The organism is Streptomyces sp. NPDC005195, assembly GCF_040608315.1.
GTDB lineage: Bacteria > Actinomycetota > Actinomycetes > Streptomycetales > Streptomycetaceae > Streptomyces > Streptomyces kaempferi.
Genome location: NZ_JBEXHZ010000026.1, coordinates 54,014 through 75,672 on the forward strand (window position 1 = coordinate 54,014; position 21,659 = coordinate 75,672).

The 21,659-nt window shown below is 71.7% G+C and carries 18 protein-coding genes; 10 read left to right on the forward strand and 8 right to left on the reverse strand.

Annotation, left to right across the window (positions count from 1 at the left end; all coding sequences use genetic code 11):
* Positions 1-297: 297 nt before the first annotated feature.
* Complete coding sequence (locus tag ABZV34_RS24440; RefSeq protein ID WP_356280415.1) at positions 298-2,163, reverse strand: AAA family ATPase; 1,866 nt, start codon at positions 2,161-2,163, stop codon at positions 298-300.
* A gap of 436 nt (positions 2,164-2,599) precedes the next feature.
* Positions 2,600-3,268, reverse strand: a complete 669-nt coding sequence (locus tag ABZV34_RS24445) for a hypothetical protein (RefSeq protein ID WP_356280417.1) — start codon at positions 3,266-3,268, stop codon at positions 2,600-2,602.
* Positions 3,269-3,637: 369 nt separating this feature from the next.
* Between ABZV34_RS24445 and ABZV34_RS24450 the strand changes: the two genes are divergently transcribed.
* Positions 3,638-5,005: a peptidase C39 family protein gene (locus ABZV34_RS24450; RefSeq protein WP_356280420.1), complete on the forward strand. Its 1,368-nt coding sequence runs from the start codon at positions 3,638-3,640 to the stop codon at positions 5,003-5,005.
* 39 nt (positions 5,006-5,044) lie between these two features.
* Here the strand turns inward: ABZV34_RS24450 and ABZV34_RS24455 are convergent, their stop codons facing one another.
* Complete coding sequence (locus tag ABZV34_RS24455) at positions 5,045-6,544, reverse strand: M1 family metallopeptidase (RefSeq protein ID WP_356280423.1); 1,500 nt, start codon at positions 6,542-6,544, stop codon at positions 5,045-5,047.
* A gap of 224 nt (positions 6,545-6,768) precedes the next feature.
* Here ABZV34_RS24455 and ABZV34_RS24460 point away from each other — a divergent pair, with 224 nt between their 5' ends.
* From ABZV34_RS24460 to ABZV34_RS24475, 4 genes are all read left to right on the forward strand, one after another.
* Complete coding sequence (locus tag ABZV34_RS24460) at positions 6,769-6,915, forward strand: SCO1431 family membrane protein (protein ID WP_168527128.1); 147 nt, start codon at positions 6,769-6,771, stop codon at positions 6,913-6,915.
* A gap of 122 nt (positions 6,916-7,037) precedes the next feature.
* Positions 7,038-7,697 carry a TetR/AcrR family transcriptional regulator gene (locus ABZV34_RS24465; RefSeq protein ID WP_356280426.1) on the forward strand — a complete coding sequence of 220 codons (660 nt, stop codon included), beginning with the start codon at positions 7,038-7,040 and terminating at the stop codon, positions 7,695-7,697.
* A gap of 773 nt (positions 7,698-8,470) precedes the next feature.
* A complete protein-coding gene (locus ABZV34_RS24470; RefSeq protein WP_356280429.1) occupies positions 8,471-9,598 on the forward strand; it encodes a hypothetical protein in 1,128 nt (375 codons plus the stop codon).
* Positions 9,599-9,627: 29 nt separating this feature from the next.
* Positions 9,628-10,740, forward strand: coding sequence for a phosphotransferase family protein (locus tag ABZV34_RS24475; protein ID WP_356280432.1), 1,113 nt, complete (start codon positions 9,628-9,630; stop codon positions 10,738-10,740).
* Positions 10,741-10,753: 13 nt separating this feature from the next.
* Here ABZV34_RS24475 and ABZV34_RS24480 read toward each other — a convergent pair whose 3' ends face one another.
* Positions 10,754-11,191: a hypothetical protein gene (locus ABZV34_RS24480; RefSeq protein ID WP_356280435.1), complete on the reverse strand. Its 438-nt coding sequence runs from the start codon at positions 11,189-11,191 to the stop codon at positions 10,754-10,756.
* A gap of 268 nt (positions 11,192-11,459) precedes the next feature.
* Between ABZV34_RS24480 and ABZV34_RS24485 the strand changes: the two genes are divergently transcribed.
* The 4 genes from ABZV34_RS24485 (at position 11,460) to fxsA (ending at position 15,665) form a co-directional block, all read left to right on the forward strand.
* Positions 11,460-11,900, forward strand: coding sequence for an Lrp/AsnC family transcriptional regulator (locus tag ABZV34_RS24485; RefSeq protein ID WP_356280438.1), 441 nt, complete (start codon positions 11,460-11,462; stop codon positions 11,898-11,900).
* A 114-nt stretch (positions 11,901-12,014) separates the two neighbouring features.
* Complete coding sequence (locus tag ABZV34_RS24490; protein WP_356280440.1) at positions 12,015-13,637, forward strand: amidohydrolase; 1,623 nt, start codon at positions 12,015-12,017, stop codon at positions 13,635-13,637.
* Positions 13,638-14,178: 541 nt separating this feature from the next.
* A complete protein-coding gene (locus tag ABZV34_RS24495; RefSeq protein ID WP_356280443.1) occupies positions 14,179-14,973 on the forward strand; it encodes a polyprenol monophosphomannose synthase in 795 nt (264 codons plus the stop codon).
* 107 nt (positions 14,974-15,080) lie between these two features.
* Positions 15,081-15,665 carry an FxsA family membrane protein gene (gene fxsA, locus ABZV34_RS24500; protein ID WP_356280446.1) on the forward strand — a complete coding sequence of 195 codons (585 nt, stop codon included), beginning with the start codon at positions 15,081-15,083 and terminating at the stop codon, positions 15,663-15,665.
* Between the two features lie 550 nt (positions 15,666-16,215).
* On the opposite strand, the gene ABZV34_RS24505 is transcribed toward fxsA, so the two are convergent.
* The 4 genes from ABZV34_RS24505 to ABZV34_RS24520 form a co-directional block, all read right to left on the reverse strand.
* Entirely contained in the window at positions 16,216-16,590 is a 375-nt protein-coding gene (locus ABZV34_RS24505) for an RNA polymerase-binding protein RbpA (RefSeq protein WP_003977404.1), read from the reverse strand.
* A 255-nt stretch (positions 16,591-16,845) separates the two neighbouring features.
* Complete coding sequence (locus tag ABZV34_RS24510; RefSeq protein ID WP_356280449.1) at positions 16,846-18,195, reverse strand: MFS transporter; 1,350 nt, start codon at positions 18,193-18,195, stop codon at positions 16,846-16,848.
* A 52-nt stretch (positions 18,196-18,247) separates the two neighbouring features.
* Entirely contained in the window at positions 18,248-19,015 is a 768-nt protein-coding gene (locus ABZV34_RS24515; protein ID WP_356280452.1) for a glycerophosphodiester phosphodiesterase, read from the reverse strand.
* Positions 19,012-19,824: a hypothetical protein gene (locus ABZV34_RS24520; protein WP_356280455.1), complete on the reverse strand. Its 813-nt coding sequence runs from the start codon at positions 19,822-19,824 to the stop codon at positions 19,012-19,014. Before ABZV34_RS24520 ends, ABZV34_RS24515 begins: the two co-directional genes overlap by 4 nt.
* Before the next feature lie 126 nt (positions 19,825-19,950).
* On the opposite strand from ABZV34_RS24520, the gene ABZV34_RS24525 reads away from it, so the two are divergent.
* Positions 19,951-21,450, forward strand: coding sequence for a PLP-dependent aminotransferase family protein (locus ABZV34_RS24525; RefSeq protein ID WP_356280458.1), 1,500 nt, complete (start codon positions 19,951-19,953; stop codon positions 21,448-21,450).
* The last annotated feature ends 209 nt before the right edge of the window (positions 21,451-21,659 follow it).

Genomic DNA, 21,659 nt, shown 5'->3' on the forward strand with positions numbered 1-21,659 from the left:
GTCCCTGGGGGCTGCCGCCCCCAGGTCCCCGCTTCGGCCTCAAGGGTCTTGTCCTCGAGGTTCTTGTCCTCAAGCGCCGGACGGGCTGGCTGTGCGGGCGCGCGCTGAAGTTGTGGGGGCCCCTTCAAGGCTGACGCCCGGGGGCATGTCTTCAGCCCGTCCGGCGTTCGAGGGCGAGCCCTTCGGGTGAAAGCGGGGGCCAGGCGGCGGCAGCCCCTTGGCGGGGTCCGGGACGGAGCCCCAGGTACAGGACGGGCCGGGCAGGGGCGGCGGGGGTCGCGGGGGCGAAAGCCGGGTTCACAGGGCCGAGGGGTCCTGGGGCCCCCGCCCCGACAACACCTCCCCGTACGCCTGCATGAGATCCGGCAGCCGCAGCGTGGACAGGTCGTCCCGCGACGGCGTGTTCGGATACCCCGACAGCCGCAGATCCCGGTACGCGCAGCTCTTCTCGTACAGCGTTCGCAGGAACCGCCCGTTGCCGAGCTCGTCGATCCACCCCTGGTCGACGACGTGCCCGGCGATCGAGCGCAGCTCGTCCAGCGCCTCCTCGTCCCAGATGTCACCGTTCTCCGCGGCCAGTACCTCGCCGATGGAGGTGAGTTCCAGGGGGCGGTAGGACGGGAAGTCGACGCGGGTGGTGAAGCGCGAGGACAGCCCGGGGTTGGCGGCGAGCAGACGGTCCATGCCCTCCGGGTAGCCGGCGAGGATGACGACCAGGTGGTCGCGGTTGTCCTCGGCCCGCTTCAAGAGCACCTGCAGGGCCTCGTCGCCGTACGCGTCGCCCTTGCCGTATCCCGAGTTGGACAGCGAGTACGCCTCGTCCACGAAGAGAACCCCGCCGATCGCGGAGTCGATCAGCTCATTGGCCTTGACGGCGGTCTGGCCCAGATACTCGCCCACCAGGTCCGCCCGCTGCGCCTCCACGAGGTGGTCGCCGCCGAGCAGACCGAGCGCGTAGAAGACCCGGCCGAGAATGCGGGCCACGGTGGTCTTGCCGGTGCCCGAGGGACCGGAGAAGACGAAGTGCCGCTTCGGCGGCTGGACCGGCAGCCCCTGCCCGGTCCGCAGCCGCGCCATGTTCAACTGCGCCGACAGCGCCTTGACCTGGCGTTTCACGGGCTCAAGGCCGACCATGCGCTCCAGCTCGGCGAGCGCCTCATCGAGCAGGGCCGGGTCGGTCGGACCGGCGGGCAGCGGCCTGACCGGCACCACGGCCTTCTCCCGCACCAGGTCGGTCTCCGGGGACACCGCGCCGGGCGGCAGCGGGTCCGCCTCGGGGAGCCGGAGGTCCCGGCCCTCCCCTCCCCACAGCGGATCCAAGCCGTCCGGGCCGTCCATCACGTCCTGCCCGATCCCGGTGAGCGTGATCGCCGCCAGGTCGGCGGCGGCATCGTCGTACCCGTCGCCCTCGGAGATCGCGGCGAGCCGCGCGGAGGTGTCCATGAAGGCGGGGTCGACACGGTGTACGGCCCGGTACAGCGGCAGCGCTGCGGCCGACCGGCCGGTGCCCTCGTGTGCCCGGGCCAGCCAGTACCGCAGCTCCTTGCGCTGCGGTTGTTCGCTGCGGCAGCGCATCAGCGCCGACGACAGCAGCGGCTCCGCGTGCCCGAACATCTCCAGACGGACCCGGGCCATGCCGCCGAAGAGACCGGCCTCTATGCCCAGCATCGGATCGTCGGTCAGCGGGTCCGTGTGCCGGACCAACTGCTCCCAGTCCTTGACGAGATAGGCCCGGCAGGCATGCAGAAAGCGCACCTGGGGATCCGCGTCCACCGGCGGCAGCCCGGCCAACGCCCGGTCCAGTTCGGGGACATGGCGGCCGTCCAGCCAGTGCGAGGCGTGGGCGAGCAGCAGATCGCGCGGGCTCTCGAGCACCGGTTGCACCCACCAGCCCAGCCAGTACCAGGAGTTCAGGGTGCGTCGGTGCCGGGAGCGCTGTTCGCCGAAGCGGTCCCGGTGCCGGAACATGCGCAGCAGCGCGGTCGTCGTGTCCACGCGCAGCGCGTGCAGTCCGAGCCAGCCGTCCGCCATACCGGGGTCCATCCGGACCGCGGTGCGGAACTCCTCCTCCGCCTGCGGATAGGCGCCCATCGTGTAGGCGTCCACACCTCGCATCCAGGCGAGGTCGGCCGGGGCCTCCGGGCCCTGCGTGCCGAAGTCCATCACGTCCCCCACAAACCGTGCCCCCGATGGTTCTCCGAGCGGGCCGGTGCCCGTCGGCAGCTTGGTCGAACCGCTGTGCCGCGGACGGGAGTTGCACCGGTGCGCAGAGCAAGCCGTCCGAAGGTCGCACCGAGAGGCATGGTACCTGCGCCGCATGGGCCTGCCGAAGGGTGCCGACAGCACCGTTGCACGAGGTGGGAGCAGATGGGGCGCACTTCACCCGGTGACCCAGGGTGAGCGAATCGCGGCGCGCGGCGCCCGAAAAGAAAGGGTGTGGGCAGAACGAAGCCCCCGATCACGGGGGAACAACCGGGGGCTTCGCGTCTGCGGGGCGACCCCGGGGGGCCGCACATTCAGAACGTAAGTCCTGTACGGCCCCCCGGTCAAGCCGAGTTGAAGCACTGGCGGAACTTCTCCCGCAAGGGTCTTCACGAGTTCAGCACATTGCGGATGGTCCGTCACCGTGCGTGAGGAACTGGTCCGGTCCAAGAGTCCCGGCAGGCCCCGAAAACACCTCGTATCCCTCGGAACACTGCCGCACCAGAAGATCCGCGAAGGGCCTTGAGGGATCCTCGGCGAAATGCCGACGTTCGGCGGCGACCCATTCGGCCCAGAACGCGCTCTGCGCGTCTCCGTCCCGCCGGCGCCCGCGCGTCCAGGCCTCGTCGCGAGGCAGCTCCATCCACAGCAGCCGCGCGAGATGCGGGCGCAGCGCGCGGCGTCCGGCGCCGACGCCCTCCAGGAGGACCACGGGCGCGGGCGACAGTTCACACACCGGCCCGAAGGCCCTGGCCGTCCAGTCGTACGGGGCGTAGCGCGCCGCCGCGCCCCGGCCCAGCGGCTCGATCACCTGGTCCAGCAGGCGTGCCGGCCAGGTGAAGAGCTCCTCGTGCGTGGCGATGTCATCGAGGTGCAGGACGGGCGCGCCACCCAGTGCGGCGGCCAGCCGTCCGGTGAACGTGGTCTTCCCGGAGCCCGCGTGTCCGTCGACGCCGATCAGGCGGACGGGGCCGGCGGAGGGGGGCAGCCGGCGCAGGTGGGAGGCGAGCTCGTGAATGGGGGGTCCCGGGGTCTGGTGAGGTGTGTGCGGGTATATCCGGTTCATTTTAGGTCGGGTCCATATCTTCCGGATCGGTGGGCGGGAAAACGTGTCGAGAAGGCGCACGGGAGCGGTTTTCGGAAAACTCGGGGGACAGGCGTGGAAGAGGCGGAGAACAGGCGGAAAAAGACGAGGGGAGCCGTGGGGAAAGTCTTGAAGGCCGCTCAGGAAAAGCGCCGGAAATCCGCGTCGATGGGGCCGATTCCCGGCCATTCGGCATGACCGGCGCCGGATCGTTTGTCGGCCTCGCAGGTCACGCCAGTGGTACCGACCAATATTGGTGGGCGTGGCACGGGCCGAAGTGCTGGCAGAAATCTCCTCACCCCGTCCATAGTTGGGAATTGCCGCTTCCGGACGAACGGGGGTCACCCACCCATGACCAGAGCTTCAGAGCCGTCCCGCAGAACCCTTCTGGCCGCGGCGGTGGCCGCGGCGGCGACCGGTGCCGCGGCCACTCCGGCCGAGGCGGTGGAAGCACGCTCCCGGGAGGCACGCAGGGGGCACGCGCCCGCGCGCGCCGTGGACAACCGCGCCTGGGTCTCGTACGCGGACTGGCGCTCCGGTACCGCGAAGGGCACGCGGGCCGTGTCGGGCACCCGGCCGGGTCTCGTGATCGCCTCCGCGGCCGGCACCACCGCGTACACGGATCCGCACACCGGCAGGACGGCCACCTGGGAGTACGCGACCTGGACCTCCCCGGTCCACCGGCTCACCGTCCCCGCCACCGAGGCCATCGCCTCCTGGAACGCGCGCACCCCCGCGGGCACCTGGCTCCAGGTCGAGCTCACCGGCACCTATTCCGACGGCACCGCCACGCCCTGGTACGTGATGGGACGCTGGGCGTCCGGTGACCAGGACATCAGGCGGACCTCCGTCGACGGCCAGAAGGACGGCAGAAGCAGTGTCTGGACCGACACCTTCGCCATCGACGACGCGGCCTCGGGCCTGCGGCTCGTCTCGTACCGGTTGCGCCTGACGCTGTACCGCGCCCCGGGTTCCGGGGCCACGCCCACCGTGTGGCGGCTCGGCGCGATGGGCTCCGACATCCCCGACCGCTTCACCGTCCCGGCCTCCGTACCGGGACATGCCCGTGAGCTGACGGTGCCGCGCTACTCGCAGGAGATCCACGCCGGCCAGTACCCCGAGTACGACAACGGCGGCGAGGCCTGGTGCAGCCCCACCTCCTCGCAGATGATCATCGAGTACTGGGGGCGCGGGCCGACGGCGGAACAACTGGCCTGGGTCGCCCCGGGCCTGGCCGATCCACAGGTGTGCCACGCGGCCCGCTACACCTACGACTACCAGTACGACGGCTGTGGCAACTGGCCCTTCAACGCCGCCTACGCGGCGACGTACAAGGATCTGCAGGGTGTGGTGACGCGCCTCGGCTCGCTCGCCGACCTGGAGACCCTGATCGCGGCCGGCATCCCGGCCATAACGTCCCAGTCCTTCCTCAAGTCGGAGCTGACCGGGGCGGGTTACGGCACCTCGGGTCATCTCATGACCGTCGTCGGCTTCACCGCGGACGGCGACGTGATCGCCAACGACCCGGCCTCGCCCGGCGACGCCGCGGTGCGCCGCGTCTACCGGCGGTCCGAGTGGGGGACGATCTGGCTGCGCACCAAGCGGTACAACGCCTCAGGGAACGTCGTCTCCGGTACCGGTGGCGTCTGCTACCTGTACTTCCCCGCGCAGCCGACGAAGCGGCAGCGCCAGGCGCTCGCGGCGGTCGGCGTCCGGTGAGAAGGGGGCGGCCCCTGAAGCGGGCCGCCCCCCCCCGGTTCAGCCCTGGACCGGGTCGACCACCCAGTCCGGGTGGTTCGGCATCGGCGGGGTCTTCGCGCCGTACAGCCATGGGTGCAGGAATCCGTCCAGGTCCTGGCCCGCGATCTTCGAGGCCAGGCCGATGTAGTCCCGCGTACCGGCGGTCCTTCCGCGGTACTGGGTGGCCCAGGCCCGCTCGATCTTCCCGAAGACCGTCTGGCCGACCTTCTCGCGCAGGGCGTACAGGACGAGGGCCGAGCCGTCGTACCGCATCCGCTTGAAGAGGTTCGGTTCGGTCGGCTCGGCCGGGGCGCCGTAGTCGTGGCGCCACTGGTCGTGGGCGGCGTAGGCCGTCCTCATCGTGGTCTCGAAGCTGTCGCCGCCGTGCGCCTCCGAGTACAGGCGTTCGTAGAAGCGGGCGTGTCCCTCGCTCAGCCACAGATCGGACCAGGTCCTGATGCCGACGCTGTCGCCGGTCCACTGGTGGGTGAGCTCGTGCACCAGGTTGCGTTCGGCGCTCACCCGGTCGCCGAGCAGGTCGGCCTTCGGGATCAGGGAGAGCGTCTGGGTCTCCAGGGCGACCCCCAGGTCGGTGTCGCCGACGAGCAGGCCGTACCGGTCGAAGGGGTAGGGGCCGAGCCGCTCCTCCAGCCACGCGATGTGGTCCGCGGTGAGCTCGCGGTACTGCTCGGTGGCCGCGACCAGACCGTCCGGGACCACGTCGCGCAGGGGCAGCCCGTGCGGGCCGGTGCTGTCGACGAAGGTGAACCTGCCGATCGCGAGCTGCGCGAGCTGGGTCGCGAGCGGGTGTCCGGAGTCGTACGTCCACCGCACGCGCCCGTCCGCCTGTTCGGTGCGGCCGGTGAGCTTCCCGTTGGCCACGGCGGTCAGACCGGGCGGGGTGGTGATGTGGAAGGTGATCGGGGCGCGCTGACTCGGGTGGTCGTTCGAAGGGAAGATCATCTTGGCGCCGTCGGGCTGCGGATAGAGCACTGTTCCGTCGGGTGTGGGAATCCAGCCGTAGTCCTCGATGGCGTCGTCGCGGTGGCGCAGCTGGGTCGGATCGGCGGTGTACGTGACCTTGACCGTGAACGGTTTGCCCTGCGCGAGCGGCTCGGCCGGGGTGATCACCAGCTCGTCGCCGTCACGCACGGCCGTGGCCGTCCTCCCGTTCACGGTCACCGTGTGCAGGGTGTTGCCCGCGAAGTCCAGGTCGAAGCGGGACAGGGCCTGGGTGGCGGTCGCCCTGACCGTCGTGGCCGCCTCGAAGGGAGTCCCGGGTGCCCGCCAGTCGAAGTCGAGGAGATACCGGCCGACCCGGTATCCGCCGTTGCCGTCGAGCGGGAAGAGCGGGTCGCCGAGGCCCGCGGCACCTGGGGAGGGTGTGGCGGAGGGGGAGGGGGCGGCGGACGAGGAGGTCGCGGCCTGGGAGACCGGACCCGTGAGGGCGGCTGCCACCGTGATCGCGGCCGCCAGAGCGAGGCGGGCTCTGCGGCGAGGCGTCCGGAACGTGCTCATCGAGGACCTTTCGGTTGGCTGACCACTGTCCTGTGAGGAGACCCACACCTCTGGCACACCGTTGCGGAAATCGGAGCGATTCGACCGTGGTCGAAGTGTCCGGAGTGGCGAGGGGTGACCAAGGTCTCTACCGCTGGAACCCGTTCCGGTGGCAAGGTGGTCGGGTCGGTGGGGAGCCGGCGAGGGGCGGGGACCCGACCGCACCCCTACGTCTGCGAGAAGCCATGACCGCGACCTCCGCCACCGACCCCCGTGTCCGCGCCCGCACCGGCGGCCCCAAGGACGACGGCCCCAAGATCCTCGAACACGTCGTGGGCTGGATCTTTGTCGTGGTCCTGGCGATGCTCGTCACGCAGCTCGGCCTGCTGTGAGCTGACTGATCCGGCGCCCCGCCGTAAGCGGGTTCGGCCAGTAGATCCGAGTCGAACGAGCAGGTGGCATCGTTCTGTCATACTGCCAACGTCCCGCTGGCAGTCGGAGGCTAGGGCCGGAATTGAATCATAGTCAACAGCGTGCTGTCGACCGCCCCCGGGCGCGCGTCACCGATCGTTCGCTGGCGCGCCGTACCGAACTGATCGCCATCGGGCGGAAGTTGTTCGCGGACACGTCCTACGACGCACTGTCGATGGACGACATCGCGCGGCAGGCGCACGTCGCCAAAGGGCTGATCTACTACTACTTCAAGTCCAAGCGCGGCTACTACCTCGCGATCGTCGAGGACTCCGTCGCGGACCTGGTCTCCCGGGCGGCGGGCGGCCTCGAACTGCCCCCGGCGGAGCGGGTGCACCGCACCATCGACGGCTATCTCCGCTACGCGGAGCACAACCAGGCCTCGTTCCGCACGATCATCACGGGCGGGGTCGGCTTCGACACCGAGGTGCAGGCCATCCGCGAGGGCGTGCGCGAGGTGATCGTCGAGACCATCGCCGAAGGGGCCTACGGCAGGCGCAAGATCGCGCCGCTCCCCCGGATGGCGCTGCTCGCCTGGCTCTACAGCGTCGAGGGCGCGACCCTCGACTGGATCGGCCATCCGACCCTGCCCCGGGACACCATGCGCGAGCTGCTGGTGAAGACGCTGGGCGGCGCGATGCGGGCGGTCGAGGAGATCGACCCCTCCTACCAGGCCCCGCAGTCCGCCCGTCGGGACTCCTGAACACAGGGGCGGAGGCCGGTGGCTTCCTCCCCGAGTGTCTTACGCGGGCGGCCAGTTGAACGACTCGGTCGGCTCACCGTTCCGGGCGTCGCCGCGAAGTTCCCGGGAGCACGTGCCGCCCGGACCCCGCCGGTTCCGGTACGTCAGGCGTTCGGACGGCGCCGTGCGGGTCACCACGAAAGCCGTCCAGGCGCTCGGTGGGTCCGGCCGCGCACTGTCCGCGTGAGGACAAGGGGCTGCCGATCGTCGAGGGCCCATCGGATCCGGCGCACGGTCATCGCCCGTCATCTCGCGGATCCCGGCCCGCGCCGAACTGGTACGGGCCGGCCGGAGGCGTCGCCAGCCGGACCCACTCCGGGTCGTGCAGCCCCGGCAGCGTGCGGCCACGATCGGCCCAGGTGCGGAGCAGGGCGTGGTAGATGGGGGGATCCGGGACCGGTGGGGGCGGCGGGACCTGCCGAACCGATTCTGCCGGCACGGGAGTGAAGACCTGGCGTCCATGCCCGGTCGCCGTAGAGGTGGGGGTCATGCCGGGGCAACGCGCTGGTGGCCGGACAGGTCACCGGCCCCCGCAATCGGGCGTGAGTTCGCGACCGGCTCGTACGGGGTGCCGCGGACGGTCGGCGCGAGGACCGCGGCCTGTCGGCGGGGGTGTCCGGCCCGGGCCACGGCATCTGGCCCCGACGCCTCATCTGACGTACCGTCAATTGCTCCGCCCGGGGGCGCGCGCCTCCGTCCGGAGGTCGACTGCCGTGCCCCCAGGGAGGCCTGACATGTCCGACGACCGCCCCGTCGCCCTCGACGAGTACCCCGTGCACCAGGTGCCCCTGTCCATGAAGCACGTCGCGACCGGCGACCGGAACGCCTACGACCGCTGCATCTTCCACGTCTTCGACCACCAGGGACGGGCGTTGCTCATCCTGGGACTCGGTGTCTATCCGAACCTCGGGGTGATCGACGCGTACGCCACCCTGCGACGGGGTGACCTCCTGCACGCGGTGCGGGCGTCGGACGCGCTCGGGGAGGACCGGACGGAACTGGCCGTCGGCCCGCTCCGGATCCGCGTCGAGCGTCCCCTGAAGGAGTTCGTGCTGACCTGCGCGGCCGATCCCGACGACCCTGACGGGCTGTCGTACGAGATCACCTGGACGGCGGACTTCCCCGCGCTCTGGGAACCGCACCACCTCCAGCGGCGCGGCGGCCGGCTCACCCTGGAGGGGAGGCGCTTCGTGCAGGCGGGCCACTGCGAGGGCTGGATCCGGCACGGCGGTGAGGAGATCCTCCTGTCCCCGGGCCGGTGGACCGGCACCCGCGACCGCAGCTGGGGCGTGCGCCCGGTCCCGGGCGAGGAGGGCGGCAGGTTCGCGGAGGAGAATCCGGCGGAGGGCTTCCACTGGGTGTGGTGCCCGGTCCGGTTCGAGGACCGCTTCCTGATGGTCGTCGTCCAGGAGGACGCCGACGGCCATCGGACGCTGAATGACGCGACGCTCGTACGCGACGGCGCGCGCGACCTCCAACTCGGCTGGCCCCAGGCCGACATCACCTACCGGACCGGCACCCGCCGGCCCACCTCCGCCGTCATCCACCTCACCCGGCCGCGGGACCGGGCGCCGCTGCGGCTGGACGTCGAGATACTCACCTCCTCGCCGCTCGCCGTGGGGGCGGGCTATCCGCCCGCCGACGACTGGCAGCACGGCACCTGGCACGGGCGCGGCTGGACCGACCGCCGCACCTACGACCTCTCCGACCCGGCCGCGCATCCGCGCGCCGCGTACGGGGTCGTCGACCACGTCGCCCGCTGCACGCTCGACGGGCAGGTCGGACACGGGATCTTCGAACACGGCTCGTTCGGCCGGCACGACCCGAGCGGCTTCACCGGATTCGACTCGGTCGCGCCCTGAGCCCCGGACGCGCCCCGAAGGGAGTGGACATGGCCACGGCACCCCGCCCGCGCACGACCACCCGCGACCGGGACGAACTCGCCCGGCGACTGACCGCCTGGCTCGGCGCACGCCTCCCCGGCGCCAGGGCGGTGCGCGTCACCGTCCCCGCGTCCAACGGCATGTCCAGCGAAACCCTGCTGTTCGACATCGATCACCCCGAACCACCCCTGGTGGGCTGCGTGTTGAGACTGGCGGCGGATCCGGCGGCGTACACCGTCTTCCCCGTGTACGACCTGCCCCGGCAGTACCGCACGATGCGGCTGGTCGCCGAGCACACCGACCTCCCCGTGCCCCGGGTGCTGTGGCTGGAGGAGGACCCCGGACCGCTCGGCGCGCCCTTCTTCGTCATGGAACGGGTCGAGGGGCGCGTACCGCCCGACGTCATGCCCTATACGTACGAAGGGAACTGGCTGCACGCGGCGAGCGACCGGGAGCGGGCGCGACTGGAAGCCGCCTCGGTCGCGCTGCTCGCCCGGCTCCACGACCAAGTGCCCATCGCCGCAGCGGAGTTCCTCGCTCTTCCCGGCGACGGCAGCCCCCTGCGCCGGCACGTCGCGGCCCAACGCGCCTACTACACCTGGGTCGTCGACGGACGCGCGCGCTCACCCCTCATCGAGAGCGCCTTCGACCGGCTCGACGAACTGTGGCCGCGCGACGAGGGCGAGACGGTGTTCAACTGGGGCGACGCGCGCATCGGGAACGTCGTCTACGACGGCTTCGAACCCGCGGCCGTCCTCGACTGGGAGATGGCCGCGCCCGCCCCCCGTGAGGTCGACCTCGGCTGGACCGTCTATCTGCACCGCTTCTTCCAGGACCTCACGGTGAGCTTCGGCCAGCGCGGACTGCCCGGGTTCCTGCGCCGCGACCGGGTGGAGCGACGTTATGCCGAACTCACCGGCCACCCGCCGCGCGACATGGACTTCTACACGCTGTACGCGGCCCTGCGGCACGCCGTCGTCATGCTGCGCATCGCCTACCGCCAGGTGCACTTCGGCGAGATCGCCGTCCCCCCGGACGCGGACACCCTGATCCTGCACCACGACAGCCTGCGGGCCATGGTGCAGGGCGGCTACTGGGAGCGCCCGGAGGCCCGCCGCTGAGCGCTCGCGCGGCTCAGGCGGCCTGACGCCGCATCTCGGGGACCCGCATCGGGCGCGAGCTGGGTCCGCCGACGTGCGAGAACGGCTGCGTCCGCCAGTCGAGGCCCTGAGGGAGCGTCAACAGGAGCGCGGTGTCCTGCTCCTGAAGCTCCATGGACTCGTCGGCGGACCGGGCGTCCGCCGCGGCGCGGCCCGTACCGGCGCAGACCGTGAGCCCGAACGGGTTCCACGGCGAGGCACACAGCGCGTGCTCCGGCAGGACCTCCTCGTCCGCCAGGAGCGCGATGGGCTGCGCGCAGTCCGGGCAGATCACCCGGACCATCTCGAAGGTGTCGTAGGCGTCGAAGTCCTCGCCGTCGACGGCGTCCGCGTCGACGCCCTCCGGCTCCGGTTCGACGGTGGCCTGCTGCCGCTTGAACGCGGTACGACCTGGGCGCTTGAGACTCTGCATGGGTTTCTCCCCCTCGGGTGGGCCGACAAGGCGCTGCGACCTCGACCACAGCAAGCATTTCCCGTCCCGTCTCCGTGGTAATCACGAGAACATCACGGACCGGGTTATGGCACTGTGTCGTTCGTCACAAGCCGCCCGCAGATGCCCCGCACGGTGGATTTGTCCCCCCGAGCGGTCCGCGGCACGCTCTCCCGCACATCACAAACCGGGTATGACCTGCACTCCTGAGGTATCCGACGGGATCAGGCGCCCTGTAGGTTCTTGCGCCATGGAGGAGCTGGACCGACAGATCGTGCAGCTGCTCGTCGCAGACGGGCGGATGAGTTACACGGACCTGGGCAAGGCCACGGGCCTTTCCACGTCCGCCGTGCACCAGCGGGTGCGCCGGCTCGAACAGCGCGGCGTGATCCGCGGCTACGCGGCGGTCGTCGACCCGGAGGCCGTGGGTCTGCCCATCACCGCTTTCATCTCGGTGAAACCGTTCGACCCGAGCGCCCCGGACGACATCGCGGAACGCCTCGCGGACGTGCCGGAGCTGGAGGCCTGCCACAGCGTCGCGGGTGACGAGAACTACATCCTCAAGGTACGGGTCTCGACCCCGCACGAACTGGAGGAGCTGCTGGCCCGGGTGCGCACCCTCGCGGGCGTGTCGACCCGGACGACGGTGGTCCTGTCGACACCGTACGAGGCACGGCCACCCCGCATCTGACCCACCGGGGCGACGACCCGGTACCCACCCGGGCGACGACCAGTACCCACCCGGGCGACGACCAGTACCCACCCCGGCGACGACCGGTACCCGGCAGGCGCGAGACTGTTCCCCATGAGTGAGAGCACCGCCCCGTCCGACACCGTGCTGCTGCGCGGTGGAGAAGTCCACAGCCCCGCCGACCCCTTCGCCACCGCGATGGTCGTCGAACGCGGTCAGATCGCCTGGGTCGGCTCGGAGGGCGCCGCCGACGCCTTCGCCGACGGGGTCGCCGAGGTCGTGGACCTGGAAGGCGCGCTGGTCACCCCGGCCTTCACCGACGCCCATGTGCACACCACCGCCACCGGCCTCGCGCTCACCGGCCTCGACCTCAGCGACGCGCCCTCCCTGGACGCGGCCCTCGCCCTCGTACGCGACTTCGCCGCCGCCCGCCCCGCCGACCGGGTCCTGCTCGGCCACGGCTGGGACGCGGCCCGCTGGCCCGGCGGCCGCCCCCCGACGCGCGCCGAGCTCGACGAGGCCGCCGGCGGCCGTCCGCTCTACCTCTCCCGCATCGACGTGCACTCCGCCGTGGCCACCACCGCGCTCCTGGACCTGGTCCCCGGCGTCACCGGACGCGCCGGATACCAGGACGGCCCGCTGACCCGGGATGCCCACCACGCCGTCCGCGCCGCCGCCCTCGGCGCCGTCACCGCGCGACAGCGCACCGAGGCCCAGCGCGCGGCCCTCGCCCACGCCGCCTCGCTCGGCATCGGCTCCGTGCACGAGTGCGCGGGCCCGGACATCTCCTCCGAGGACGACCTCACCGGCCTGCTGCGGCTCGCCACCGAGGAGCGCGGCCCCCGGGTCGTCGGCTACTGGGCCGAGCAGGGCGAGGAGGGCGTGGCGAAGGCCCGCGAACTGGGCGCGATCGGCGCCGCCGGCGACCTCTTCGTCGACGGCTCCCTCGGCTCGTACACCGCCTGCCTGCACCAGCCCTACGCCGACGCCGGGCACTCCGGCACCGCGTACCTCGACGCCGCCGCCGTGGCCGCCCACGTGATCGCCTGCACCGAGGCGGGCCTCCAGGCGGGCTTCCACGCCATCGGGGACGCCGCCGTGACCTCGGTCGTCGAGGGCGTGCGGGCGGCCGTGGAGAAGGTCGGCCTGGCTCGCGTCCGGGCCGCCCGGCACCGTGTCGAGCATGCCGAGATGCTGACGCCGGAGACGATCGCCTCCTTCGCCGAGTTCGGCCTCACCGCGTCCGTGCAGCCCGCCTTCGACGCGCTGTGGGGCGGAGAGGACGGCATGTACGCCCAGCGCCTCGGCGCGGAGCGAGCCCGCACCCTCAACCCGCTGGCGGCCCTGCTGCGCACCGGCGTCCCGCTCGCCTTCGGCTCGGACAGTCCGGTCACCCCCCTCGACCCGTGGGGCACCCTCCGGGCCGCGGCCTTCCATCGCACCCCGGAGCACCGGGTGTCGGTGCGCGCCGCCTTCACGGCGCACACGCGGGGCGGATGGCGCGCGATCGGACGCGACGACGCGGGTGTCCTCGTGCCGGGCGCGCCCGCGGACTACGCCGTGTGGGGCACCGGGGAACTGGTCGTGCAGGCCCCCGACGACCGGGTCGCCCGCTGGTCCACCGACCCCCGGTCCGGCACCCCCGGACTGCCGGACCTGAGCCCCGGCGGCGACCTGCCCGTCTGTCGGCGCACCGTCGTGGGCGGCCGGACGGTCTTCGTACGGCCGGGCGAGTGATCTCCTGGGGCGGCGGGGTGGTGATCGCCCCCCGCCGTCCCGTCGCGCGACCTGCGCATCCTTCCCCGCTGACCAGGCCGGAGAAGGAAATCCCGCGGTTCAGACGAGTGTTGACAGCCGGCCGCAGCGGGCCGGTAGGTTCGGCCGCGTCCACCACCGGACGTCCGACCGGAGAACTTCCAGACAGTCGCCGGAGCGCCGCTGGGTCAGGGGCGGTGTGCCGCACCGGCGCACCGCCACTGGGAGCCAGGCTCAGCGGCGGCGCCACGGCGAGGGAACGTTCACGCCTGTCGGCAGGGTGTGACCCGGGTGGGGCCCGGACGTCCAGTAGACAACGGCTTTCGGTCGACCCGCAGCCAGCGGGTCCCTGGTCGGCCCGAAGGGCGCCGGGCCCCCATCCGCAGGCGCGGTGCTCCGGCGCGGGAAGGGCGCTCTTACCCGGCTCTTGTCGAATCGACACCCATGTACTGACGCACCGACGCGTCAGTGCAGGCTGTGGCCACTATGGTGGACCCCTGCGTACGGACTTGAAGGGGCAGTAGTGAACGACGGCGACGGGACCCTCGCGGCAGGAGCCCAGGCGAGGCGGTTCGGCCCGCTCGGCACGGCCTTGGTGATCATTCCGACCTACAACGAGGCGGAGAACATCAAGAAGATCGTCGGCCGGGTGCGTGCCTCGGTGCCTGACGCGCACGTCCTGGTGGCGGACGACAACAGCCCCGACGGCACGGGCAAGTTCGCCGACGAGCTGGCCGCCGAGGACGACCACGTCCAGGTACTGCACCGCAAGGGCAAGGAAGGCCTGGGCGCCGCGTATCTCGCCGGCTTCCGCTGGGGCCTGGAGCACGGCTACGGCGTCCTGGTCGAGATGGACGCGGACGGCTCGCACCAGCCGGAGGAGCTGCCCCGGCTGCTCACCGCGCTGAAGGGCGCGGACCTCGTTCTCGGCTCGCGCTGGGTGCCGGGCGGGCGGGTGGTGAACTGGCCCAAGTCCCGCGAGTTCATCTCGCGCGGCGGCAGCATGTACTCCCGGATCATGCTCGACGTCCCCATCCGGGACGTCACCGGCGGCTACCGGGCCTTCCGGCGGGAGACCCTCGAGGGCCTCGGACTCGGCGAGGTCGCGTCCCAGGGGTACTGCTTCCAGGTGGACCTGGCCCGGCGTGCCGTCAAGGCGGGCTACCACGTCGTGGAGGTGCCCATCACCTTCGTCGAGCGTGAACTCGGTGACTCCAAGATGAGCCGCGACATCCTTGTGGAGGCCCTGTGGCGGGTCACCACGTGGGGTGTGGGGGAGCGGGTCGGCCGGATCACCGGACGTAGGCCGTCCGCATAGGGTCTTCCCACCGGTTCCCGAGGTCCGTGGGACCCGCCTTCCGTCCCGCGGCCGGGGCTGATCATCCGCTTATCCCGTACTGAGCCGTGCCCAGGCACACTGGGTGCATGACGACTGGCGTACCGACTCCCACGCACCCCGCCCGGCCGCGCCGATCCCGGCTGCGTACGTTTCTGCCGCTCGGCATCGCCGTCTGGCTGGTGGTGGAGATCTGGCTGTTGACCGTGGTCGCGGGTGCGGCGAGCGGCTTCACGGTCCTCCTGCTGCTGGTCGCCGGCTTCGTACTCGGTTCCGTGATCGTCAAACGGGCCGGCCGCCGTGCCTTCCGCAACCTCAGCGAGACGCTGCAACAGCAGCAGGGCGGCGCGGCCCCCACGGGCGGGGGCGGCGACGGCAACGGGCTGATGATGCTCGGCGGCCTGCTCCTGATGCTGCCGGGCCTCATCTCGGACGCCGTGGGCCTGCTTCTGCTGATCCCGCCCGTCCAGAAGGCCCTGGGCCGGTACGCCGAGCGAGCCATCGAGCGCAGGATCCGCGAGGCCGTCCCCGGAAGCGTCGGTGACGCCTTCCAGCAGGCCCGCATGCATCGCCCGGACGGCAAGGTGGTCCAGGGCGAGGTCATCAGGGACGACACCCCCCGGGGACCCGGCCCGGCCTCCCGCCCGGGACCGCACCCGCCACTGACGGGCTGACGGGCTGACGGGCTGTCCCGCCGGCCCGGAGGAGCGTGCGCGGGCCGGCCGAGCGCGGCGGGCGCAGTCGGTCGCTCCTGAGGGTGGCGGCGGACGTCCTCGTGTCCGTCCGGCACTCGAGAGTGAACTCTTCCGGGTGACAGTGGCCTGCGGCCGTTCAGCACTGTTCGCCCCGACCGGCCTCCCGCCACGAACCCCGCGCCGCTCACCGCGAGACACCGCGCCGGGCTCCGGCAGGAGACGCTCCGGTACGACCGGACACCCGGCGCACCCCGGGGCAGCGTCACCCCGGGGCGCCACCCGTTCCGCCGGGCACCGTGGGGTGAACGGCCGGGTTTCTGTGGGGGACCGTCGCGCTCTGCTGGGGACTCCGTAGACCCTCACACCGGGCTTGCCACCCGTTCCGCCGGGCATCCCGCAGTGAATGCCGGGGCCCTCGCGCCCCATCTCACCCGCGGAGCGAAACGCACGAGACCGCGGGCCCCGTACGGAGAACGTACGGCGCTCGCGGTCTCGGCGTGCGGTGTATGCCACCCAGCCCCCGGAGGGGCTACGCGGACTTGCGGCTGTCCCGCGGATGCACCGCGATGTTCATCGCGCCGGAGCGCAGAACGGCCAGGCGCTCCTCGAGGACCTCTTCGAGTTCCTCTCGGGTGCGCCGCTCCATCAGCATGTCCCAATGCGTACGCGCGGGCTTGGCCTTCTTTTCCTCAGGGCCGTCGCCGTCCACCAGGAGTGCCTGGGCCCCGCAGACCTTGCACTCCCACTCCGGCGGAATCTCCGCCTCGACCGAGAAGGGCATCTCAAACCGGTGCCCCTTCTCGCATGCGTACTCCACGGCCTGGCGCGGGGCCAGGTCGATGCCGCGGTCCGTCTCGTAGCTGGTCACCACGAGGCGCGTGCCGCGAAGAGCTCGCTCACTCATGAATCGTGCCTCCCGGGCTTGTCGCCCACAGGACAGGTGTCGCTGTCGTCGTCATCCGGTCAACGTCCGGTCGGCGGTAAAGATTCCCGTTCCGGATCATGCGTCGCCGTCGTAGCCGCCCCTTGTTGTACCCACCGGCACCCGGTTTGTCACATCTGACAGTAGATGTCACCCAACGCTTCAGTATCTTTGACGCGCAGTAACGGTACGCCTGGCAGGCCAAACGCGTACACTACCGTCCTTTGGCCTCCGGTGCTAAATCCTGTCCGGTACGGGATTTCCCGCGTCGCGGATCGCCTGCCCCACCGGAACCCTCGCGAGCAGGGCGAATCCGATGACGAAGAAGACCACGAGCGAGATGATCGCGTCCCGATAACTTCCCGTCAGCTGGTAGGTCAAACCGAACAGAAGCGGGCCCAGCCAGCTCATCCCCCGGTCGCTCATCTCGTACGCGGAGAAGTACTCGGCCTCCTTGCCGCCCAGTACGAGGTGCGAGAACAGGGAGCGCGACAGGGCCTGGCTGCCGCCCAGGACAAGGCCGATGCCGGCGGCGAGGACGAAGAACCACACCGGCGCGCCGGCGGGCAGGAAGTACCCGGCCGCGAGTGTCACCGTCCAGGCGACGAGTGAACCGAGGATGGTCCGTTTGGCCCCGTACACGCGTGCCAGCCGTCCCATGCCGAGTGCGCCTCCGACCGCGAGCACCTGCACCAGCAGCACGGCGACGATCAGCGTCGACTGGCTCAGGCCCAGTTCCTCGGACCCGTACACCGACGCCTGCGAGATCACCGTCTGGATGCCGTCGTTGTAGACCAGGTAGGCGAACAGGAAGGAGAGGGTGAGCGGTTTGCCGCGCATGTCACGCACGGTGGCCGCCAGCTGTCGCCAGCCGTGCGCCGGCGCCCTCCGGCCGGGTGCCGTACGGCGGTCGCGCAGCCGCTTGAGCGGCACGAGCGTGAAGGCGCCCCACCAGACGCCGGCCGAGGCCAGGCAGATGCGGACGGCCGTCGACTCGGAGACGCCGAACGAGTCGTGGGCCGTGAACAGCACGAGATCGGCGATCAGGACCAGCGAGCCCGCCGCGTAGCCGAAGGCCCAGCCGCGGGACGAGACCGCGTCGCGCTCCTCGGGTGGCGCGATCTGCGGCAGGTAGGAGTTGTAGAGGACCATCGACACGGCCACCGAGGCGTTGGCGACGACCAGCAGCAGACCGCCGAGCAGGTAGCGGTCCCCGTCCAGGAAGAACATGCCCGTCGTGGCCGCGGCGCCGAGGTACGCGGAGGCGGCGAGCAGCGGCTTCTTGCGGCCCGTGCGGTCGGCCGCCGCGCCGGCCATCGGCATCACGAAGATCGACAGGATGACGGAGGCGGAGACCGAGTAGGCGAAGAAGGAGCCGGCCCGGATCGGGATCCCCAGAGGGTGCACGAATCCGTCCGCGTCCGCCGCGTGCTTGGCGACCGCGGTGAGATAGGGACCCAGGAAGACGGTGAGCACGCTCGTCGAGTAGACGGAGCAGGCCCAGTCGTAGAAGTACCAGCCGTGTTGCTCACGGCGTCGCTCGGCGACCTCGTCGGTCACCCGTGCCCGCACGGTGTCGGTGCCCACCCGTGCCCCTCGCTTCCGGCTGAACGAACCCTGAACGGACCGCGCGAGAGGGCTAGACCCAGGTGCCCCGGTCCTCGAGGACCTCGCGCAGCGTGTCGATGTGATCGGTCATGATGCCATCGACTCCCAGGTCCAGGAGCCGGTGCATGCGATCCGGATCGTTCACCGTCCACACGTGGACCTGCAGGCCGCGCGCGTGGGCGGCGCGCACGAAGCGCCGGTCGACCACCGGCACGCCCGACTGGGACTCGGGCACCTGGGCGGCGATCGCCGAGTCGCGCAGCGCGGCCGGTATGCCGTACGACCGCAGCCGCAGCCCCAGGACGCCCTTGGTGCCGTACGAGGTGGCCAGGCGCGGCCCCGCCAGGCGCTGGGCGCGGAAGACGCGCGCCTCGGAGAAGGAGCCGACGCAGACGCGGTCCCAGGCGTCGGTGCGGCCGATGAGGTTGAGGAGGGGATGGAGGGCGGGCTCCGCCTTGACGTCCACGTTCCAGCGCACCTGGGGAAAGATCTCGAGGAGTTCCTCGAAGAGGGGAACCGGTTCCTCGCCCGCCACGCGCGCGTGGCTCACGTCCTCCCACGGGAGGTCCGCGATGCGGCCCGCGCCGTCCGTCACCCGGTCGAGGGTGGCGTCGTGGAAGGCGACGAGCTTGCCGTCCGCCGTCGCGTGCACGTCCGTCTCGATGTAGCGGTAGCCCGTCGCCACCGCCCGCCGGAACTGGGCGACGGTGTTCTCCAGGCCGTCCGCCGCCCCGCCGCGGTGGGCGAAGGCGATCGGGCCGGGGTGGTCCAGGTACGGATGGCGTATGCGCGTGCTCACCCTGGAAGTATCGCGCCCTCCGGTTGACCGGTGGCAACGACCGTGCTGCCGGTCGGTGCCCGGCGGACGGCGAACACCCGCAGGAAGAGCTGGGCGAGGGGGCCGATCGCGACGGCGTACAGCACGGTGCCGATGCCGACGGTGCCGCCGAGCGCGAATCCGGTCGCGACCACGGCGACTTCGAGGACCGTGCGCACCACGCGGATCGAGCGGTCCGTACGCCGGTGCAGACCCGTCATCAGGCCGTCGCGCGGACCCGGACCGAAATGGGCGGAGATGTAGAGGCCCGTCGCGAGTCCGTTCAGCACGATGCCCGCCAGCATCAGGGGGACGCGTACGGCCAGCGCGTGCGTGTCCGGTACCAGGGCGAGCGTGCCGTCCATCGCGATGCCGACCACGAACACGTTCGAGATCGTGCCGAGGCCGGGCCGCTGACGCAGCGGGATCCACAGGAGCAGCACCGCAGCGCCCACGAAGATCGACACCACACCGATCGTCAGACCGGTCAGCTCGGCCAGCCCTTGGTGCAGCACGTTCCAGGGCTCCAGACCGAGCCCCGCCTCCACGAGGAGGGCCGAACTCGCGCCGTACAGCGCGAGGCCGGCGTACAGCTGGACGAGGCGCCGTGGGAGGTGCCGTCCGGTTCCGGGGCGGGTGGGCTCGGTGTGCGCGGGCTGGGCGCGTGGGGATGCGGCGGGGGCCGAGCCGGGTGGCGGGGAGGCGGGTTGCGCGGAGCCGACGGTGGGATCGGCCGGTGCGCGGTCGGCCGGCGCGGAGTCGGCCGGCGCGGAGTCGGCGGATGTGGACATGACGTGCCCCCCTGGGTGGTGCCTGTGGTGGTGCTCTTGGTGGTGCCAGTGGTCTGGCTCATGCCATTCTGTGGCTTGATGGAGGACATCATCCAAGGCCAATTCGGGGAAGGTGGACTGGACAATATGGCGCAGTGGACATCGGCGATGGGTGCCGCGCAGCTCGCCCGGCTGCTCAACTCCCAGCAGGAACGCCCCCCGGGGCCGGGCACCCGGCGTCCGCCCGCCTATCGCGCGCTCGCCGACGGTGTGCGGCTGCTCGTGCTGGAGGGCCGGGTACCGGTCGCCGCGCGGCTGCCCGCCGAGCGGGAACTCGCGTTGGCCCTGTCCGTCAGCCGTACGACGGTCGCGGCGGCCTACGAGGCCCTGCGCGGCGAAGGATTCCTGGAGTCGCGCAGGGGAGCCGGCAGCTGGACCGCCGTACCCGCCGGGAACCCGCTGCCCGCGCGCGGGCTGGAGCCGCTGCCCCCCGAGGCCCTCGGGTCCATGATCGACCTCGGCTGCGCGTCGCTGCCCGCGCCCGAGCCGTGGCTCACCCGTGCCGTCCAGGGTGCCCTGGAGGAACTGCCCCCGTACGCCCACACGCACGGCGACTATCCGGCGGGGCTGCCCGCGCTGCGCGCGATGATCGCCGAGGGGTACACGAGGCGCGGCATTCCGACCATGCCCGAGCAGGTCATGGTGACCACCGGCGCGATGGGCGCGATCGACGCCATCTGTCATCTCTTCGCCGGGCGTGGCGAGCGCATCGCCGTCGAGTCGCCCTCGTACGCCAACATCCTCCAGCTGATGCGGGAGGCCGGCGCGCGGCTCGTGCCCGTCGCCATGGCCGAGGGGCTCGCCGGGTGGGACATGGACCGCTGGCGGCAGGTCCTGCGCGACGCGGCGCCCCGGCTCGCCTATGTCGTCGCCGACTTCCACAATCCGACGGGAGCCCTCGCGGACGAGGACCAGCGGCGCAGGCTGGTGGACGCGGCCCGTTCCGCCGGGACCGTCCTGGTGGTCGACGAGACGATGAGCGAGCTGTACCTGGAGGACGGGCTGTTTATGCCTCGCCCCGTGTGCGGCTTCGATCCCGCCGGGTCCACGGTCATCACGGTCGGGTCGGCCAGCAAGGCGTTCTGGGCGGGGATGCGGATCGGCTGGGTGCGGGCGGCCCCCGACGTCATCCGCAGTCTCGTCGCCGCGCGCGCGTACGCCGACCTCGGCACGCCCGTGCTGGAGCAGCTGGCCGTGAACTGGCTGTTCAGCACGGGAGGCTGGGAGCAGGCGGTGGCGATCCGGCGGGAGCAGGCACGCGAGAACCGGGACGCGCTCGTCACCGCCGTACGCCGGGAGCTGCCCGACTGGGAGTTCTCCGTTCCGAGGGGCGGGCTGACGCTCTGGGTTCGCACGGGGGGGCTGTCGGGGTCACGGCTCGCCGAGGTGGGCGAGCGGGTGGGCGTACGGGTGCCGTCCGGGCCGCGCTTCGGGGTCGACGGGGCGTTCGAGGGGTATGTGCGGCTGCCGTTCACGGTCGGCGGCGCGGTCGCGGACGAGGCGGCGGTGCGGCTGGCCGCGGCGGCGCGCTTGGTGGAGTCGGGGGCGAGTGCGGGGAGCGAGGGTCCTCGCACGTTCGTGGCCTGAGGGCTGTGCCGCATCCCCGGTGGATCGGCGCGCGGCGTCGGATGCCGTGTATCGCCAGGCGGAGGGGCGCCCTCGTACCGGGTGTATTCGGGCGATCCGACAACGCGGCGTGGGGCCCTTGCTGGAAGAGCTCGGGGGAGCGCCGTGGCCGTCGTCGTGCGCCCGTCGGGGATGGCGGGACAGACCTTGGCCGGGTCCGGGCGGGTCGG

Bases quoted from the DNA above. Each gene is read 5' to 3' on its own strand.
- ABZV34_RS24440 (WP_356280415.1), bottom strand. From the start codon at position 2,163: ATGGACTTCGGCACGCAGGGCCCGGAGGCCCCGGCCGACCTCGCCTGG.
- ABZV34_RS24445 (WP_356280417.1), bottom strand. From the start codon at position 3,268: ATGAACCGGATATACCCGCACACACCTCACCAGACCCCGGGACCCCCC.
- ABZV34_RS24450 (WP_356280420.1), top strand. From the start codon at position 3,638: ATGACCAGAGCTTCAGAGCCGTCCCGCAGAACCCTTCTGGCCGCGGCG.
- ABZV34_RS24455 (WP_356280423.1), bottom strand. From the start codon at position 6,544: ATGAGCACGTTCCGGACGCCTCGCCGCAGAGCCCGCCTCGCTCTGGCG.
- ABZV34_RS24460 (WP_168527128.1), top strand. From the start codon at position 6,769: ATGACCGCGACCTCCGCCACCGACCCCCGTGTCCGCGCCCGCACCGGC.
- ABZV34_RS24470 (WP_356280429.1), top strand. From the start codon at position 8,471: ATGTCCGACGACCGCCCCGTCGCCCTCGACGAGTACCCCGTGCACCAG.
- ABZV34_RS24475 (WP_356280432.1), top strand. From the start codon at position 9,628: ATGGCCACGGCACCCCGCCCGCGCACGACCACCCGCGACCGGGACGAA.
- ABZV34_RS24480 (WP_356280435.1), bottom strand. From the start codon at position 11,191: ATGCAGAGTCTCAAGCGCCCAGGTCGTACCGCGTTCAAGCGGCAGCAG.
- ABZV34_RS24485 (WP_356280438.1), top strand. From the start codon at position 11,460: ATGGAGGAGCTGGACCGACAGATCGTGCAGCTGCTCGTCGCAGACGGG.
- ABZV34_RS24490 (WP_356280440.1), top strand. From the start codon at position 12,015: ATGAGTGAGAGCACCGCCCCGTCCGACACCGTGCTGCTGCGCGGTGGA.
- fxsA (WP_356280446.1), top strand. From the start codon at position 15,081: ATGACGACTGGCGTACCGACTCCCACGCACCCCGCCCGGCCGCGCCGA.
- ABZV34_RS24505 (WP_003977404.1), bottom strand. From the start codon at position 16,590: ATGAGTGAGCGAGCTCTTCGCGGCACGCGCCTCGTGGTGACCAGCTAC.
- ABZV34_RS24520 (WP_356280455.1), bottom strand. From the start codon at position 19,824: ATGTCCACATCCGCCGACTCCGCGCCGGCCGACTCCGCGCCGGCCGAC.
- ABZV34_RS24525 (WP_356280458.1), top strand. From the start codon at position 19,951: ATGGCGCAGTGGACATCGGCGATGGGTGCCGCGCAGCTCGCCCGGCTG.